Raw genomic sequence first — 18957 nt, forward strand, 5'->3', positions numbered from 1 at the left:
TCACCGGGTCGAGCTGGGCGAGGTGGAAGAAGTCCTCCGCCGCCACCAGCAGGTGAACGAAGCCGTTGTCGTTGCCCGCGAGGACGCATCCGGATCACTGCGTCTGGTCGCGTACGTCGTCCCGGACAAGCCCGGCGACGTCATCGCCGCCGAGCTGACCTCCCACGTCCGCACCTGGCTGCCGGACTTCATGGTTCCTTCGGTCTTCGTCGGCCTGGAGGAGTTCCCGCTTCTCCCGAACGGGAAGATCGATCGGAACGCGCTTCCCGACCCCGAACCCGGCACCGGCCGCACCGCCTACCGGGCACCCACCGGGCCGGCCGAGGAACTCGTCGCCGAAATATGGCGCGAGGTTCTGGACGTCACCGAAGTCGGGGCGGACGACGACTTCTTCGCTCTCGGCGGCCACTCCCTCCTCGCCACCCGTCTCACCCACCGACTCGGCGCGGCCCTCGGCACACACGTCCCGCTGCACCTCGTCTTCGAACACCCCACACTCACCGAACTCGCCACCCACCTGCCGCGCTCGGGCGACGGCCACCAGCCCATCCCGACCGCGCCGCGCACCCCGAACTCCGACGGCACCATCACTATCCCCGCCACCTCCGGCCAGAAGCGCCTGTGGCTGCTGTGCGCGCTGGACCCACAGGCCAATCTCGCCTACACCCTCAACGGCGGGGCCCGGCTGTCCGGCCAACTCGATGCCCCGGCATTGGCACGGGCCGTCGAGGAGGTCGCCCGCCGCCACGAGGTGCTGCGGACCACGCTGCGCGAGGAGAACGGCGAGATCGTCCAGGTCGTCCATCCGGTCTGGCACGGGGATCCGCTGCCATCGACGGCAGCGGACGCGGCACCGGCGGACGACGAGGCCGAACTGCTGGAGAACTGGCGCCGGTCCACGGTGGACCTCGCCGACGGCCCCCTGTTCCGCGCCCGGATCGTCCGCCGCACCGAGGACGCCCACCTGCTCCTGCTCTCCCTGCATCACACCATCGCCGACGGCTGGACGCTCGCACTCCTCCTCGACGAAATAGCCCACACATACACGGCACTTGTCGAAGACCGCCCGCTCGCCCCGGCCCCTGCTCTCCAGTACGGCGACTTCGCGCACTCGCGGGCTGCCGTACCCCTATCCGAGGACGACACCGGGCTCGTCCACTGGCGTGAGCGGCTCGCGGGGGCGCACTCCCTGGACCTCCCGACCGACCATCCGCGCCCGGCCCGCCGTACCCACAACGGCGCGGCCATCCCCGTGGAGCTGAGCGCCGAAGCGGTCAGGCGGCTCGCGCGGAGTACCGGAACCACCCCGTTCGCCGTGGTCGCCACCGCGGTCACCGTCGTCCTCGGCGCCCTGTCGGGCAGCCACGACGTGACCATCGGCATCCCGACCAGCGGCCGTACCCACCCCGACACCGCTGAAATCCTCGGGTTCTTCACCAACACACTGCCGCTACGGCGGACCCTGGACCCGCAGGCCACCCTCGCGGCGACCCTGAGCGCCACCCACCACGCCCTGGTGGAAGCGCACCAGCACGCGGAGACACCGTTCGAGGAGATCGTCCGGCACGCGGCGCCCGCCCCTGACGGCCAAGCGCGCAGCCCGCTGTTCCAGACGATGCTCGCCCTCAACGAAACCCCGTCGCGGAGCCTGCACCTGCCCGGTCTGACCGTCGCCCGGCTCGACATCCCGCCGGCGGGCACCCAGTTCGAGTTCTCGCTCCACCTGGAGCAGGGCGAGGACGCGATCACCGGCTACCTCACCTACAACACCGACCTTTACGCGGACACCACCGCGCGCCTCGTTCCCGAGCGCCTTGCCACCGTCGTCTCCGCTCTGGCGGAGCATCCGGACTCTGTACTGGCCGAGTTGGATGTGCGGTCGGTGGGGGAGCGGGAGCGGGTTGGTGTGCTGTCGGTGGGGTCGGCGGTGTCGGGTGTGGTGAGTGGCCGGGTGGAGCACATGGTGGAGGCTGTTGTTGATGGGTTGTGCGGTGAGGGTGTGGCGGTTGTCGGTGTCGGTGGGGCCCTGACATACGGGGAGTTGGAGGAGCGGTCGAACCGTTTGGCCTGGGGTTTGCGGGGCTTGGGTGTGGGCCGGGGTGATGTGGTGGGTGTGTTGTTGCCGCGGTCGGTTGATCTGGTGGTGGCGTTGTTGGGTGTGTTGAAGTCGGGTGCGGGTTATGTGCCGATGGATCCGGGTTATCCGGCTGAGCGTGTGGCGTTCATGGTTGAGGATTCCGGTGTGTCGTTGGTGCTCGATTCGGCCGGGGATTTCCCTGACGGGGGCCGGGTTGATCGTGTTCCGGTGGTGGGTGGTTCGGATGATGTGGCGTATGTGATTTATACGTCGGGTTCGACGGGCCGGCCGAAGGGTGTGGTGATCGAGCACCGGCAGGTGGTGTCGATGTTGGCGTGGGCGGGTCGGGTGTTCTCCGGTGAGGTGCTGGCAGGCACACTCGCCGCGACATCCGTCTCCTTCGACCTTTCGGTGTTCGAGATTTTCGCCCCGTTGTCGGTGGGCGGGACGGTGTATGTCGTTCCGGACAGTGCGCTGGACCTCATCGCCCATCCGGAGCGGTATACCGGTGTGACGTTGGTGAACACCGTTCCCTCCGTGGCGCGGGAGTTGCTCGCGGCGCACGCGGTCCCCCCGCAGGCGCGGACGGTGAATCTGGCGGGTGAGCCTCTGGCGCCTGCGCTGGTGCGGGAGTTGTACGCGCATCCGGTGATCGACGCGGTCAACAACCTGTACGGGCCGAGTGAGGACACCACCTACTCGACGCACGCCGTGACCGTGCCGGGCGACGTGCGGACGTCGATCGGTGTTCCGGTCGACGGAACAACCGCACATGTCCTGGACGGCAATCTGCGGCCGGTGGTGCTGGGCGCGGTCGGTGAGTTGTATCTGGCCGGTGCGGGTGTGACGCGTGGTTATCACGCCCGTCCCGCTCTGACTGCCGAGCGTTATCTGCCCGACCCGTTCTCGAACGCGGGCGGGCGGATGTATCGCACGGGGGATTTGGTGCGGTGGCGTCCGGACGGCCAGTTGGACTATCTGGGCCGTGCGGACGGTCAGGTGAAGGTACGTGGTCACCGGGTCGAGCTGGGCGAGGTGGAAGAAGTCCTCCGCAAGCACGACCAATTGAACGAGGCGGTGGTCGTCGCCCGCGAGGACGCATCCGGATCGCTGCGACTGGTCGCCTACGTCGTCCCGGACAAGCCCGGCGACGTCATCCCCGCCGAGCTGACCTCCCACGTCCGCACCTGGCTGCCCGATTTCATGGTCCCCTCCGTCTTCGTCGGCCTCGACGAATTCCCCCTCCTCCCGAACGGAAAGACCGACCGCAACGCACTCCCCGACCCCGAACCCGGCACCGGCCGCACCGCCTACCGTGCCCCCACCGGGCCGGCCGAGGAACTCGTCGCCGAAATATGGCGCGAGGTTCTGGACGCCACCGAAGTCGGGGCGGACGACGACTTCTTCGCTCTCGGCGGCCACTCCCTCCTCGCCACCCGCGTCATCAGTCGGCTTACGGCGCGCACCGGCAACGACGTACCGCTCAACCTCATCTTCGATCACCCCGTACTCGCCGAACTCGCCGGGCAGTTGCCCGATCCGGCGTCCTGGACGGCCCCCGTCCAGATTCGGCGCATCCAACGGGTCCGCGGACGGTCCGCCGCGGGGTGAAACCCGGCCCCTTCCCCTCTACGTACGCCCTGCTCCCCCCCCTCCCACCGTTCCGCTCCCTACTAGATCAGGAGAAAGCGATGAAGCAGGAAAAGTCAACGCTCGAGGCCCCACCGGCGCCGGTCGCCGAGGCCGCTCCCGCGGCGAGGCCGGCCGCACCCGTGCCGGATCTGTCCACCGGCCCCCAGGCCACCGAGCCCGCCATGCTGGGCTTCGGGGGATTCCTGCTCGGCTCCATCTCGCTCGCCTTCTACCTGAAGGACGTCAGCATCCCGGCCAACTCCCTGGTGGCCTCGCTGCCCATCATGGTGTTCAGCAGCACCATCATGCTGCTGATGGCCTCGGTCTGGGCGATGCGCCTGGGCGACGGGATCTTCGCGGCCGTGTACGGGCTCTTCGGGACTTTCTGGCTGAGTTTCTCCATCCTCAGTCTCGCCCTGAACAACAACTGGATGGGCGAGTTCGAGAACATCGAACAGCGTCAGGCCACCGCCAACTTCGTCCTGGTGTGGGCCATCGTGATCATCCTGCTGACGCTGACGACCCTGCGACTGCCGCGAGTCTTCACGTTTCTCTTTGTGGTCGTCTCGACGACCCTGCTCGTTCTGTACGGCTCGATCGAGCAGGCCATCGACCAGATGGTCAACAACCCCACCAAGCCGGACGACCCCTGGCTGATCTACGTCGGCATCACGACGATGTTCCTCTTCATCGTGCTCGGCATGTACATCTTCGCCGCCTTCATGCACCAGGCGACCGGCGCCAAGCGCCTCCCTCTGGGCAAGCCGCTGATCAAGGGCCGCTGAGCACAGACGCACGACTCCCCCCGACGTAACGCGTATGAACAGGAGGCACGATGACCGACTACCTGCCCCACGTCGCCACCGTCCCCTTCCCCATGCCGCGGCCGGAGGATCTGCCCGTCGACGCCCCGGCGATCGCGGCGGCGTTCCCCACCGCCCTCGCGGCGCCGACCGCCCGGATGTCCGACCCGGCGAACCGGGCCGGACTCGCCCAGCTACTGGCCGCTGCCGTGGCCGCCCGCGCCGACTTCGGCCCGGTGCCCAGCACCCTCGTCGGCGACGACCCGAAGGAGTCGCGGCCGAATCGGGACAACGACCTGGCGTTCGGCATCGAGCGGCACCACGGCGACCCGCTCGCCCTGTTCGTCGCGGCACTCCTCAACGCCCAACTCGGCATCCTGGAAATCGCCGAGGAACGGGGCACCGGCCTCGACCAGCCCTCATGGCACGACATGGTCGCGGGCTTCGACGTACTGCTGCGCTGGCCGGCCGATCCGACTCGGCTGCCTGAACCACTGCCCGCGCCCGAGTGCGTACGGTCCGGGAAACCGGAACCCCTCGACGGGCTCCGCCGCTGGGTCCGCGGCCACCATGTGTTCATGGTGCTCGCGCAGGGCGGCGCCCTCGCCGTGAACAGTCTGAGGGCGGCGGCCGAGGCGGGCGACGAGGAAACCGCCGCTGCGGCGGCCGGGGTGGCCTCCCGGGTCATGTGGGCCTGCCGGGCCGCTCTCCAGTTCGCCGGGGACGCCAGCCCGGACCAGTACCAGGCGGAGATCAGGCCCACCCTGATGCCGCCCGTCGCACCCCCGCAGATGAGCGGGCTGCGATGGCGGGACCACGAGGCCCTGGTGGCCGCGCTCACCGGGTCGAGCGATGCCTGGGCGTGGCTGGCCGAGCGCCGTCCCGGCCCGCTCGAAGACTTCCGGACCGCGCTCGACGCCACGTACGACGCGCACAAAGGCGTGTGCGGACACTTCGTCGGCAGACAGTCGCCGAGCCTGCTCGCGACCAGCCGGTCCCATCGTCCCGCGGTCGGTGTCATCGAACAGTTCCACCGACTGCGGGCGGGCACCCTTCCCGACGCCCCGCTTCCTGACCACAGCTGAATTCCCAACCGCGACGGACTTCCCGACCACCACAGGTGTCGCGGACCACAACCACCAGTGACCGGTAGAGACGCATCCACATCCGAGAGGCAGGGCACTCATGACCGCAACCGCACCCACCCAGCACGGCGGGCCCATCGAGCTCGACATGGACGGCCTGTCCCGGATTCTCTTCGGGCATGCGGCCTTCCAGTACCTCAATGCCGCCTGCGAATTGGGTCTGCCGGACCTGGTCGCCGAGAAGCAGGAGCTGACCCGGGAAGAGATCCGCGACGCGCTCAGTCTCGAGGACCGCGCCATCGACATCCTCCTCCTCGGCTGCACCTCGCTGGGCATCCTCGTCAAGCAGGACGGCCTGTACCGACTGGCCGAGGTCGTCAAGGGCCTCATGGACGAGGGCGACTGGCAGCGCTTCAAGGACACCGTCGCCTTCGAGCAGTACATCGTGTACGAGGGCCAGCTCGACTTCACCGACTCGCTCCGCGAGAACCGCAACGTCGGCCTGCGCCGGGTCCGCGGCTCCGGCCGTGACCTGTACCACCGGCTCGCCGAGAACCCGCACATGGAGCAGGTCTTCTACCGCTACATGCGCTCCTGGTCCGAGCTGGCCAACAAACACCTCGTCCAGGAACTCGACCTCTCCGGCCGCAAGCACCTGCTGGACTGCGGCGGCGGCGACGCGGTGAACGCCATCGCACTCGCCCAGGCCAACCCGGACCTCAAGGTCACCGTCTTCGAGATCCCGGCTTCCGGCACCATAGCCGAGAAGAAGATCGCCCAGGCGGGGGTCGGGAACCAGGTCTCCGTCATCACCGGTGACATGTTCGCCGACCCGCTGCCCACCGGCTGCGACGTGGTGATGTTCGCCCACCAGATGGTCATCTGGACACCGGACGAGAACACCGAACTGCTGCGCCGCGCGTACGACGCCCTGCCCGAAGGCGGTCAACTGGTCATCTTCAACTCCATGTCCAACGACGAGGGCGACGGTCCGGTCGTCGCCGCGCTCGACAGCGTCTACTTCGCCGCGCTGCCGGCCGAAGGCGGCATGATCTACTCCTGGGCAACGCACGAGCGGTCCCTGCGGGCCGCCGGGTTCAGCACCCTCAAGCGGATCCCTTTCCCGGGCTGGACCCCGCACGGCGTCATCGTCGCCACCAAGTAACCCACGTCCCTCGCCAGCGGATCCCACCCGACGAACAAGGAGGTGACAGCGTGCTCCACCCACAACTCCGGGACGACGCCGCACGGATGCGCATGCTGCTCTACGGCCAGCTCGTATCGAGGGCGGTGTGCACGGCGGTGGAGCTCGGCCTGCCGGAGGCCCTGGCCGGCGGCCGCCGCTCCGCCGAGGACCTCGCCGGAGAGGTGGCGGCCCACCCACTCGCCCTGCGCAGGCTGCTCCACGCCCTCGTCCCCTTCGGCGTCTTCACCGAAGAGGCCGACGGCACCTTCGCGCTGACCGGACTCGGCGCCACCCTGCTGCCGGACACCCCCGGCACGGCACGCCCCACCGCCCTGCTGCTCGCCGGCGAGGTCGGCCGGACCTGGGGCGAGTTCGGCCACACCGCCCGGACCGGCGACTCGGCGTTCCGGCTGATCCACGACTGCGAACTCTTCGAGCACCTGGAGCGGCGGCCGGAGCGGCGCGAGGTCTTCGACCGGTCGCAGGAGGCCGGGCTGCGCCTGGAACTCGACGAGATCTTCGAGGCGGTCACCTTCGACCGCTACCCACGGATCGTGGACGTCGGCGGCGGCAACGGCCATCTGATGTGCGAGCTGCTGCTCCGCACCCCGGGCAGCACCGGCGTCGTCGTGGACCTGCCCGGTACGGTCGCGCTCGCCGAGAAGCGGATCGTCGAGGCGAACCTCATCGACCGATGCACCGCCACCGCGGGAGACTTCTTCGGCGCCGTGACTCCCGGAGCGGACCTCTACATTCTCAGCCATGTCCTGCACGACTGGGGTGACGACAGTGCGGTCTCCATCCTCCGTACCTGCGCCGCCGCGATGCCTCCGCACGGGCGGATCATGGTCATCGACCTGCTCACCGACGCCGACTCCGAGGAGGGCGGACGGCACCGGCTTCCCGCTCTGATGGACCTCTACATGCTCTCCCTCTTCGGCGCCTCCGGCGGTCGGGAGCGCACCGGTGGAGCGTTCACGGCGCTGCTCGCGGCCGCCGGGCTGGAGCCGGAGGAGACCCTGGTGCTGCCCAGCGGAATGGCCGTCATCACGGCCCGTCCGCTCGCCGCCTGAATGACGTCGGCAACCGTCGTGTCCGGATTCGCCGACTCCGCCCGCCCACGGGAAGGGTGATCTCCGTTCAGCATTCCGGTGCCGCCGACGCTCGGGCCCGCACGGCCCGGGCGTGGGTCCGGCGTGCTACGACCCGCCGCCCACCTGGCCCGAAAACCGCTCCTGAGCGGCCGTTGGCCGTTCAGCCGGGCGTATCGCCCTCTCGTCGCTGGATAGGCACTCCGACATGAGTCAAGACGCCACTTACTCCCCACCCGCGCGTGCCGGAAGACGCGAATGGACAGCCCTCGGCGTCCTCGCCCTGCCGGCGCTGCTCATCACCCTCGACAACACGGTGCTGCACCTGGCGGTTCCGCATCTCAGCGCGAGCATCGACCCCAGCGGTCTGCAACTGCTCTGGATCGTCGACATCTACAGTTTCCTCATCGCCGGCCTGCTGATCATCGCGGGTACGCTGGGCGACCGGATCGGGCGCCGGCGGCTGCTGTTGATCGGGGCGGCGGGCTTTGGACTGGCCTCGCTGCTCACGGCGTTCTCCTCCAGCGCGGAAATGCTGATCGTCAGCCGGGCGTTGCTCGGTATCGCCGGGGCGACCCTGATGCCGTCCTCGATGTCGCTGATCCGCAACATGTTTGTGGACCCGCGGCAGCGGTCCGTCGCCTTCAGTGTCTGGATCGCCTGCTTCCTGGTGGGTGGAGCGATCGGTCCCATGGTCGGCGGTGCGATGCTGGAGCACTTCTGGTGGGGATCGGTCTTCCTGCTGAGCGTGCCCGCGATGGTGCTGCTGCTGATAGTGGGACCGGTCCTGCTGCCCGAGTACCGGGACCCGAACCCGGGCAGGATCGACCCCGCGAGCGTGCTGCTGCTGGTGGTCTCCCTGCTGGCGACGGTCTACGGACTCAAGGTGCTCGCCGGTGAAGGTGTCCAACCCCTGCCGGTGGTGCTGCTCGTCGCCGGACTTGGGCTGGCCGTGGTCTTCGCGTCGCGGCAGCGACGCCTCAGCCATCCTCTGCTGGAACCCGGCCTGTTTCGCGAGCGCACTTTCGCCGTCTCCCTCGGTGCCATGGCCCTCGCCCTGTTCGTGATGTCGGGATCCCAGTTTTTCGTCGCGCAGTATCTCCAGATGGTGGTGGGGCTGTCCCCGCTGGAGACGGGTCTGTCCTCACTGCCAGGGAGTATCGGCGGTGTGGTGGGTGCCCTGATGGCCCCGCTGGCGCTGCGATGGATGCGTTCCGCGTACGTGATGACGGCGGGCCTCGCCATCGCCTTCGTCGGCTTCGCCGTGCTGACCCAGGTCCAAACGGAGAACGGACTGATCCCGGTGATGGTCGCACTGGGGCTGCTCAACTTCGGTGTGGCGCCGACCATCGCGCTCGGCACCGACATGATGATCGCGTCCGCTCCGCCGGAGAAGGCCGGAGCTGTCTCCGCGATCTCCGAGACCTGTCACGAACTCGGCCTGGGCATGGGCATCGCGATCCTCGGCAGCGTCGGGACCGCCGTGTACCGCGGCGAGGTCTCCGACACCCTGCCCGCCGGTCTGCCCGCCGACGCTGCCTCACGCGTCCGGGACACCATCGGCTCAGCCGTGTACGAGGCCGAACGGCTGCCCGGCGAGTTGGGCACGGCTGTCCTCGACGCCGCCCGAGCGGCTTTCACCGACGGCCTGTTGTATGTCAGCGTGATCTGTACGGTCGTCACGCTGCTGACCGTGTTCATGGTCGCGGTACTGCTGGGTCCGCTGCCGACGGGCGACGCCGACGGCGGTGGTGAGAGTGGTGACGGCGGTGAGAGCGGTGACGGCGCCGCCGAGGGCTCCGGTTCCCCCGAGTCCCTGGAGACCATCGACCTCCGAAAGCCCGACTACCACCGGCAGTCGACGGCGCCGGAGGACCGGGCGCACTGACCTCCTCCCGATCTCTTCGGGCGCCGTGCGGTTTCCTTATCGGTTTGCCGCCGGCGAGCCGGTCGGATAGGAAGCTTGCGTGTTGAGGGGTAAAGAGGTCGGGCTCAGGGCCGGGTACGAGGAAGACATCCCGATCCTGCGGGCCGAGCTCTACGACGACGTGGTCGACTCCGCACGGGCCGACGGACGGCCGTGGCGGCCCATGACACCCGGCTCCAAGGACCCACGGCTCGTGGTGGACGACACCGAGGAAGGGCATGTCCCTTTCTCCGTCGCGGAGTTGGCCGGAGGCACGCTGGTCGGCACCGCGACGCTGTCGCGCATCGACAACCACAACCGGTCCGCGCACATCGGGCTGGGACTGCTGCCGGCCGCCCGCGGCCAGGGCTACGGCACCGACGCGGTCGGGGTGCTGTGTCACTACGGTTTCACCGTGCGCGGTCCGCACCGACTGCAGATCGAGACGCTGTCGGACAACACCGCGATGCCGCGCTCCGCCGAGCGCAACGGCTTCGTCCGCGAGGGCGTGCTGCGCTCCTCGGCCTGGGTGATGGGCGAGTTCCTCTACGACGTGTTGCTCGGTCTCCTCGCCCAGGACTGAACGCCGGAGCCGGCGTAGGCCCGCTCGCCGAACCCGGTGGCCACGGCGGAAGTCGCTCCTCCCGCGCACCACCACAAAGGCGGAAACAACTCCCGTCCACGGAGCCAACTTGACCCCTGCATTCCACTTAAGTAGGGAGATCCAAGAATCGTTTCAGTTCCAACGTCATGACATAAGATCCGATCGGCTGATGCCGGACCAGTCGGCGGATTGCCAAGATTCAACTGTGCTCCGTTCCAGTAAAATGCGAGGAGTCGCGTACATGTCTGAATTGAACCGCCGTGGATTACTTACACGTGCCGCACTCGCCGGGGCCGGCCTGGTCGCGGCGGATGCCTTAGTAGGCGCTCGGCCCGCGACCGCGGCGGGGAAGGGGAAGGCCGCCGGAGCATGCACTCCGGCGTTCGACTCCGTCACCGTGCAGCCCGGGGACTCCCGGTACGAAGGCTTCGTGCGCGCGCACAACACCCGGTTCTCCAACCGGCCCGACCAGGTGACCATCGCGACCACCTCGGCCCACGTCGCCGAGGCGCTCGGCAAGGCCGTCGCGGCCGGCCGACAGGTCTCCGTCCGCTCCGGGGGCCACTGCCTGGAGAACTTCACGACATGGTCCGGAGTCAAGGACCTCATCGACCTCTCGCAGATGTCGGACGTCTACTTCGACGAGCGGCGGAAGGCCTTCGCCGTGGGGCCGGGCGCGATCGTGGCTCCGACGCAGAACACGCTCTTCAAGGGCTGGGGCGTCACCATTCCCTCCGCGGGCTGCTCGGAGGTGGGCCTCGGCGGGCACATACTCGGCGGCGGCTACAACTTCTACTCGCGCGTGCACGGCATCGCCGTCGACCACCTCTACGCCGTCGAGGTCGTCGTGGTGGGCGCCGACGGACAGCCCCGCATCGTCGTGGCGACGCGCGAGGCCGATGACCCGAACCGTGACCTGTGGTGGGCCCACACGGGCGGTGGCGGCGGCAACTTCGGTGTCGTCACCCGGTATTGGATGCGTACGCCCGGGGTGGACACCGCCGACCCCACCAAGCTCCTTCCCCGTGGCTCCGATCAGCGGGTCCGTACGGTGCAGTGGTCGTGGGACACCCTGTCGCAGCAGTCGTTCACCACGCTCATCCGCAACTACTGCCAGTGGTACGAGCGCAACAGCGCCCCCGGCGCGAAGGAGGTCCAGATATGGGCCTCGTTCTCCGCCTCGCACGTGTCGGCCGGTGTGATCGGCCTGATGGCCGGTGTCTCGAAGACGGTCCCGGGCGGCGAGGCCATGCTCGACGGGCTGTTCGACGCGGTCACCGCCGGCGCCGGCGTCACGGCCGCGTCGGACTCCAGGTCCGAGCTGGCGTGGCTCGACCGGGACAACTGGTTCTGGGGTCCCCCCGGCCGCCAGAAGGACAAGACTTCGGATCTGCGGAAGAGTTATACCGATGAGCAGATAGCGACGATCTACCGCTATCTCCACGACGACTCGATCAGCAATCCCGGCGCACAGGTGAACCTGGCCGCCCTCGGCGGGAAGATCAACAGCGTGCGCGCGGACGCGACCGCCTATGTGCATCGCGACTCCATCCTGCGCACCTACTTCACCCCCGGTGTGTGGAGGGCGGAGTCGGACGACGCCGCGCACGTTGCCTGGGTCCGCAAGTGCTACCGGGACGTCTACAGCAGGACCGGCGGTGTTCCGGTGCCCGACGCGATCAACGCGGGTGCCTACATCAACTATCCGGACGTCGATCTCGCCGACCCGGAGTGGAACACCTCCAACACGCCGTGGCACGGGCTGTACTACGGCGCGAACTACGCGAAGCTGCAGCGGGTCAAGAGGGCCTACGACCCGCGTGATGTGTTCCGCCACGCGCTGTCCATACGTCCCAACTGATTGAGCGTCGACACGGGGCACCCACCGACCGGTGGGTGGGTGCCCCGTGGCCGTACGCACCGGGAGTCCGCTCCCGTGGGGAGAGATCCGGCGCGGGTGGGTGGCGGTCGTGCTCGGCCGGAGAGCGGAAACGGGCCAGGGTAGCCGGTGCCCGGACTCGGAAAGCCGAGAAGGTCGACCCGTTCCACGCCGCTGACCTGCGCTTTTCGGCTTGACCCGCTCGACCGGGGCCGATTCGGGCCGCCTTGACACCCAACACCGGTCGTGAGTTTGTTTACGCGTCATAGCAAGATTCGATTACCCCGGGGGAAGCTCCCGGCCCCGTACTCCCACTGTGGCCCGCCAGGGCCCCTGCGGTGGTCCGGCCGGTCGAGCGACCGGGGTCAAGGTGTCGCAGACACGACAGGGAGATCGAGATGGCTGCCGAGATGTCCGGCGTTGACGATGTCGCGAGTTTCTACGAAGGCCTCGGTCAGGTTCTCAACGCCGCCTGGGGTGAGAACCTGCACTACGGCTACTGGGAGGACGACACCGACGACAGCGCCGTCGCGGTCGCCACGGCCCGGCTGACCGACCTGCTGGTCACCCTGCTCGACCCCGCACCCGGCGCCGCGGTCCTCGACATCGGTTGTGGTGTGGGCAAACCCGCGCTTCAGCTCGTCGCGTCCAGGGACGTGCACGTCACCGGCATCGCCATCAGCGACGTCGAGGTGGAGCAGGCCGCCGAGCGCGCCGAGGAGGCGGGCCGGTCGGACGTGACCACCTTCCGCAACGCCGACGTGATGGAACTGCCGTTCGGCGACGGCTTGTTCGACGGCGCGTGGGCGGTCGAGTCCCTGCTCCACGTGCCGGACCGGGGCCGGGCGCTCGCCGAGACGGCCAGGGTGCTGCGCCCCGGCGGGCGGCTGGTGATCGCCGACACCGCCGAAATCCCGCCGGTGGGTCCCGACGGCCGCAAGGTGCTGGGCGACATCTGCGCCTCCTACGGCGTGAGTTCGTTCGCCACCGCCGCCGAGTACCTCGAACTGCTGGCCGCCCACGGATTCGTCGACGTGGAGGTGCGTGACATCAGCGACAAGGTGGTCCGGACAGGGGCGATCATGGCCGACGTCGTCGAGGCCCGGCGCGACGAACTGGCCGAGATCGACGGACCGGAGCCGGTCGACCAGTACATCGACCTCATGCGCCGCGCGGCGGCCAACCCGGACATCGGGTACCTCGTGATCGTCGCGACGCTGGGCGCCGCATCCGGTTCCTGACCCCGGCCCGCTGACTGTCTGCTGCCCCGTACCCGTCCGCGACGACGGGTGCCGGGCAGTTCGCGGACGCGGCGGCTCAGTCGGTGGTCCGGCCGTCGGCTTCCAGCAGTTCCGTCGACGCCCCGCCGGCTCTTCCGGACTCCCCGGTCCCGACGGCCGCGGGCACTCTGCGCAGACCCAGCGTCATGAACGCGGTCAGCACCGTCAGGACCCCGCAGACCACGCTCACCAGCACCAGCCCATGGGTGAACGCCTCGCGTGCCACATCCAGCGCGGCTGTACCCAGCCCCTCCGGCAGACGGGAGATCTCATCGACGGCGTTGCCGATGCTGTCCCGGATACTCGCCGCGGCCCCCTCGGGCAGCCCGGCGGGCAGCTCGCCGGAGACCCGGTCGCTGTAGATCGCGCCACCGAGGCTGCCGAGCACGGCGATGCCCAGGCCCAGGCCCAGTTCGTGAGAGGTGTCCGAGATGGCGGAGACCGCTCCGGCCTTCTCCGGCGGCGCTGAATTGATCATCATGTCGGTGCCGAGCACGACGGTAGGACTGACGCCGATGTTCAGCAGTCCCAGCGCGACCATCACCGTGGCCGGCCCACCGTCGGCACCGGCCTGGGCCAGGACCACGAAGCCGGACGCTGCGATCACGAGGCCCCCGGTCATCACATACGCGGCACGCATCCACCGCAGAGCCACCGGCGCGAACAACGACCCGGCCACTCCACCGAGACTGCCCGGCAGCGACGCCAGCCCGGCCTCCAGCGGCGACAGTCCCACCACCATCTGCAAGTACTGCGCGATGAAGAACTGCGATCCCGACATCGCGAAGAGGGCGAGCCCCATCCCGCCGAGGGACGCGGAGAAGGTCCGCTCGCGGAACAGACCCATGTCGAGCAGCGGGTGGGTGAGCCCGCGCTGGCGTACGACGAACCACACGCCGAGGGCGAGACCGGCGAGCAGGATCAGCGAGGGGACCGCGGCGATGCCTTCGACGGCGAGCTTCTTGAGACCGTAGACACTCGCGAGCAGGGAGAGGACCAGCAGGCCCATGCTCGCGAAGTCGATGGTGCCCGGCCGGGGGTCGCGGTACTCGGGGAGCAGCACGGGACCGAGGATCAGCAGGAGCACCATGGCCGGCACGCTCAGCAGGAAGACCGAGCCCCACCAGAAGTGTTCCAGCATCACGCCGCCGACGAGCGGGCCGATGGCGCCGCCGACCAGGAAGCACGTTATCCAGACGCTGAGTGCCACGGTCCGCTGCCGGGCGTCGTGGAACAGATTGCGTATCAGGGACATCGAGGAGGGCGTCAGGGTCGCCCCGGCTATGCCGAGGAGCGCGCGGCTGACGATCAGCATCTCGGCACTGCTGGAGAACGCTGTCAGCAGTGAGGCGACACCGAAGCCCACAGCGCCGATCAACAGCAGCCGTCGGCGCCCGATCCGGTCGCCGAGCGTACCGGCGATTATCAACAGGCTGGCTATGAGAAAGCTGTAGATGTCGACGGCCCACAGCAGTTGCAGACCGCTCGGGTTCAGGCTCGCGTTCAAGTGCGGTACGGCGAGGTGCAGCACCGTGTTGTCGAGGGTGATGAGCATGGCCGGCAGCGAGAGGACGGCGAGAGCCGTCCATTCGCGTCTTCCGGCGCGGGCCGGGGAAGTGGTGGTCGTTTTCTGTTCAGTCATGGAGGAGAGTCCAGTCGGTGAGAGTGAACGTGCCTCCCGGCCGGGTGGCCGTCGTCGAGGGCCGACGATTCCCGGCCTGCGGGCGGCGTCGAATAACCGATGGCCCGCTCACGGGCCGGGGTGGCGGACTGCCGCCGTCACCACCCCGGCCCGTGAACGGTGCCCGTCACCGATACCCGGTGGCGTCCGCCGGCTTGCCGGTCTCCTCGACCTCGACCAGGTAGCGCCAGCAGTCGGGGCGCGAGCCGTCGAGGTCGGTGAAGCCGTATTCCTGTGCGAGTTGCCCGCTGGACACCGACTGACCGTTCCGGCGCGCGATGTCGGGGTCGCCCGCCAGCGCCGCGACGGCGCGTCCGACGTAGCCCGTGCTCTCCGAGATGCAGAAGTGCGGTACCTCGGTCAGCGCGTCGCGCCAGGTGTCCTCGGTGACACCGAGCGTCTCCAGCATCATCTCCGAACGCATCCAGCCCGGACTGAGCGCCACCGCGGTCCCGCCGTGCGACTTCAGCTCATGTGCGAGCACGAACGCCATGCGCAGAACGCTGTTCTTGACCAGGTCGTAGAAGTAGGAGTTGCGGTAGCGCGTTCCGTTGTACGCGGACGTCCCGTCGGTCATCTCGATCACGAGCCCGCCCGGCCGGCGCACGAGCAGCGGCAGCACGAAGTGGCTGGTGATCGCGTGGGTCTCCACGCCCAGCCGCATCAGCCGCAGTCCGTTGTCGAGGTCGTGTTCCCAGACCGGTTTGTCGAACTCGAACAGCCGCTCCCCGCCCCAGACATCGTTGACCAGCACGTCGAGCCGCCCCTGCTCGGCGTCGATGCGGTCGGCCAGCACCCGGACCTGCTCGGGCACCAAGTGGTCGGTCGGCACCGCGATGCCGGTCCCGCCCGCCGCGGTGACCAGCTCCGCGGTGTCCTCGATCGTCTCCGACCGGTTGTACTCCGAGCGCTGTTCCCGAGTCGTGCGGCCGGTGACGTAGACCGTCGCACCCGCCGCGCCGAGCTGGACGGCGATGGCGCGCCCGGCTCCCCGCGTCGCACCCGCGACCAGCGCGATCTTTCCGCTCAGGTCCGGCGCCGATGTGTCGGGCATGTGTCTCATTGCGTTCCTTATCTATCTGCACGGCCCGGCCCGCGTCAGTCATCGACGCCGACCGGTGACACCATGATCGACCCCAAACCAGACATCTACTGTCGGACTTTGCCGGATAGCCTGGCGAGATGCTGACCGAAGTCATCGCGACCCGCTACGTCGCGCCCTTGCGTGAGGGCGGCTCGCTCCCCGGCATCGTCGAGGCCGACGATCTCGGGACGCACGGCGTGGAGGGCCCCGGGCCAGTGCTCTGAACTGGGATTTTGCGGCCCTTGAGTGTCTGATCTGCGAGGACGTGCCTTTCGGTGTCTTTCAGAGGGATACACGCTTGTGTCGCTGCAACTCCCCTGCCGTTCCCCGAGCGACGAAAACTCTCCACCCGCTCCCCAGAGGGGAGGCGGCTTAGCCGGCCTCAACAAGACGCCGCTCGCCTGCGATTTTTGGGTGTCGAGGACCGGTTTCAGCCTGAGGTCGTGGGGCGGTGACAGTCTCTGATGGCCGCGGGTCAGTGAGCAGCGATAAGTGAACTTCAACCTGTTCCCGATGACCTCGCATGTCGAATGTGTGGCGATTCTTGAACCGGCCGCAAAGGGCGTCTGACCTGCGGGTTTGGGCGGTGTGCGTTATGTGTGGTGTGCGCGTTACGGGCGATATCTTGACGCTGAAATGACGCTCCATGAGGCATTGTGACGCTCATTTGACGCTCGTCCTGATGGGTCATCAGGCGCATTGCGCCGCTGTTCAGGCTGCCTCCTGACCGTACGGGTGCGGCAAGGTGCTGGGAATTTTGTGGTGCTGAGCGGTCCCGCTCAGCCAGCTGCGCAGAGTGCCAGCAAGTTCTTCGTCTGCTGGTGGTACAGCCATTACATGCTTCTGACCTGTATTCATGCGTTGTCGCGGGTTGGCTCACGGACGGATGCATCCATCACGGCCCTGTTGCGCTTCGCCCACCCGAGCACCATCCCAGCAGGCGCGGGGAGCACGCCATGCGTGCTTCGGCGGCGGCGAGTTCGCCGGGACCATCCCTGCGGGCACGGGGAGCACGGCCGATGCCAGCAAGGATGTCGCCGTCAATCGCTGCTCCCCGTACGCGCGGGGATGGTCCCGGTGTGGCCCCTGCACGAGAGGGTCGCCCGCCGGTTCTGGATCGGCCGCCGCTGCCCGTCTGCGACGCGAAGGCTGGCCAGGACTGTACTGATCCGGGTGGGCTGGGCGGCAAGGCGAGCCGGCGTGAGTACGGCCATGACGAGCGGGTCGAGCCGATCGTGAAGGAGCGCGAGGCGGCGGTGAAGGCCAAGAAGGCCCGCGAACCGGAGGACCGGTGTACTCAGCGGGGGAGCGCGAGCATGGTCCCCTGCTACCGGCTGATGAAGATCTGCTGCCCCGTGTGCTACGCCAAGCCGAATGCCGAGTGTGCGCGTGCCCCGGATTCCACCAGGCGAGGCTGGACAACCGCAACCGCAACCGCAACCGCAACCGCACCGGCAACGGCGGCCGCCGACGCCGGTAGCCTCCCGCGTTCAGGCGGCGGGCGGCTGGCTGGAGGGCGTGGCCTGGTCGGCGGTTTGGTCCAGCTTGGCGGCGCCGCTGTTCGTTGTGGTGGTGACGAAGGCCGGGCCCCGGAGTTCGACCGCGAGATCGATTACGTGCCCGCCGCCGGGGCCGTCCCTCCTCAAGATGCGAGGAGCCTCAGGAGATGCCGGGGAGGCTAAGATTCTCGTACTTTGGGTTGGGCTCCGCGCGTACGACCCTGGACAGCGCGGGCCCGGAGATCTCACCCGGACATCCCTGCGAGGGGTAACCCGGCACATTGCGAACCTGGTAGTAGATACAGACCAGTCGATAGTCCTCGGGCCCTCGGAAGCCACCCCCGTGGGGCAGCATCCGCTGCTCACCACAGGCTGGGCACCGGGCCTCCAGATGAAGGAGCACCCTGGGCTCGGTGAACACGTGCGGCAGGCGTCGTCCGGTCACGGAGGCTCGGGGCAGAGACAGCCCGTAGTGCTGACCCATGATCCGGTAAACGGTCGCCATCCCGGTGTCTTCGGACGCGTCATCCCGGTAGACACCGTGGGGGTATGCGACGAAACCGGCCTCCGCGACCAATCGCCGGCTGATCGGATGGTCGACGTCCCTGGTGCCGTACTCCCGAAGCATCCAGTCGGTCCGTCCGTCCACGCTCACCGTGACGGCCGGCGGGTCCATGGTGGTGTTCAGGATGTCCACCACCGTGTGATGGGCCCTGAGGTCTCTTCCGGGAGCCAGCCGGTCTTCCCGGTGGCCGACCTCGGGCGCCTCCAGGGCGAACGCCCAGCCGTCGCCCGTCTCACCCACCATCGCCCAGTCCGGCAGCTTCGACGACCCGGGCCCGTGGAAGAATTCCGGTGCCCCGGGGGTGGTGCCCGGATCTATGAATGTGCCTGATTGTGCGCCCAGATTCGCCGCGAGGACCTCGGGGGCGATGCCCTTCACCATGGTGAGGGAATAGCCATCCGCGCCCAATTCGGCGTCCAGCCAATCGATTCCGTCGTTCATGACCGGAATCCTAGTAAACGGGTTGGGCAGCGAGCCAGGGGGTCTCGATCTCGCACCGAACTTGGTGTGGCCACGGCGTAGGGGCCCAGTCATGGCGACCGGGCCCCTGTTCCTGTTCCCTCCGCTACACGGGCGGAGTTGATA

13 protein-coding genes and 1 pseudogene are annotated in these 18957 nt (G+C 68.5%); 10 read left to right on the top strand and 4 right to left on the bottom strand.

The genetic code is table 11. The features are described from left to right. From P3L51_RS05490 to P3L51_RS05530, 9 genes are all read left to right on the top strand, one after another. Positions 1-3688, top strand: a 3688-nt coding sequence (locus tag P3L51_RS05490; protein ID WP_354603898.1) for a non-ribosomal peptide synthetase, incomplete at its 5' end; no start/stop codon positions are given. An 80-nt stretch (positions 3689-3768) separates the two neighbouring features. Continuing rightward, on the top strand, positions 3769-4494 hold the full coding sequence (locus tag P3L51_RS05495; RefSeq protein ID WP_354603899.1) for a GPR1/FUN34/YaaH family transporter: 726 nt from the start codon (positions 3769-3771) through the stop codon (positions 4492-4494). 50 nt (positions 4495-4544) lie between these two features. After that, complete coding sequence (locus P3L51_RS05500) at positions 4545-5597, top strand: 3-methyl-L-tyrosine peroxygenase-related protein (RefSeq protein ID WP_354603900.1); 1053 nt, start codon at positions 4545-4547, stop codon at positions 5595-5597. A gap of 100 nt (positions 5598-5697) precedes the next feature. After that, complete coding sequence (locus tag P3L51_RS05505) at positions 5698-6762, top strand: methyltransferase (RefSeq protein WP_354603901.1); 1065 nt, start codon at positions 5698-5700, stop codon at positions 6760-6762. Between the two features lie 50 nt (positions 6763-6812). Continuing rightward, positions 6813-7856, top strand: a complete 1044-nt coding sequence (locus P3L51_RS05510; RefSeq protein WP_354603902.1) for a methyltransferase — start codon at positions 6813-6815, stop codon at positions 7854-7856. Between the two features lie 226 nt (positions 7857-8082). Then, the gene (locus tag P3L51_RS05515; RefSeq protein ID WP_354603903.1) at positions 8083-9762 is read left to right on the top strand and encodes an MFS transporter; all 1680 of its coding nucleotides are present in this window, start codon (positions 8083-8085) and stop codon (positions 9760-9762) included. A gap of 79 nt (positions 9763-9841) precedes the next feature. Continuing rightward, entirely contained in the window at positions 9842-10363 is a 522-nt protein-coding gene (locus P3L51_RS05520; RefSeq protein ID WP_354603904.1) for a GNAT family N-acetyltransferase, read from the top strand. 451 nt (positions 10364-10814) lie between these two features. Next, entirely contained in the window at positions 10815-12245 is a 1431-nt protein-coding gene (locus P3L51_RS05525) for an FAD-binding oxidoreductase (protein WP_354603905.1), read from the top strand. Between the two features lie 416 nt (positions 12246-12661). Further along, the gene (locus P3L51_RS05530; RefSeq protein WP_354603906.1) at positions 12662-13504 is read left to right on the top strand and encodes a methyltransferase domain-containing protein; all 843 of its coding nucleotides are present in this window, start codon (positions 12662-12664) and stop codon (positions 13502-13504) included. 76 nt (positions 13505-13580) lie between these two features. On the opposite strand, the gene P3L51_RS05535 is transcribed toward P3L51_RS05530, so the two are convergent. Both P3L51_RS05535 and P3L51_RS05540 read right to left on the bottom strand, forming a co-directional pair. After that, on the bottom strand, positions 13581-15185 hold the full coding sequence (locus P3L51_RS05535) for an MFS transporter (RefSeq protein WP_354603907.1): 1605 nt from the start codon (positions 15183-15185) through the stop codon (positions 13581-13583). Between the two features lie 166 nt (positions 15186-15351). Continuing rightward, the gene (locus P3L51_RS05540) at positions 15352-16287 is read right to left on the bottom strand and encodes an SDR family oxidoreductase (protein ID WP_354603908.1); all 936 of its coding nucleotides are present in this window, start codon (positions 16285-16287) and stop codon (positions 15352-15354) included. A 119-nt stretch (positions 16288-16406) separates the two neighbouring features. On the opposite strand from P3L51_RS05540, the pseudogene P3L51_RS05545 reads away from it, so the two are divergent. Continuing rightward, positions 16407-16520, top strand: a pseudogene (locus P3L51_RS05545) (HipA family kinase); the annotation flags it as partial. A gap of 1278 nt (positions 16521-17798) precedes the next feature. On the opposite strand, the gene P3L51_RS05550 reads toward P3L51_RS05545, so the two are convergent. Next, entirely contained in the window at positions 17799-17954 is a 156-nt protein-coding gene (locus P3L51_RS05550) for a hypothetical protein (RefSeq protein ID WP_354603909.1), read from the bottom strand. 13 nt (positions 17955-17967) lie between these two features. Next, on the bottom strand, positions 17968-18813 hold the full coding sequence (locus tag P3L51_RS05555) for a hypothetical protein (RefSeq protein ID WP_354603910.1): 846 nt from the start codon (positions 18811-18813) through the stop codon (positions 17968-17970). Positions 18814-18957 lie beyond the last annotated feature (144 nt).

Source organism: Streptomyces panacea, from assembly GCF_040560175.1.
Taxonomy (GTDB): domain Bacteria; phylum Actinomycetota; class Actinomycetes; order Streptomycetales; family Streptomycetaceae; genus Streptomyces; species Streptomyces panacea.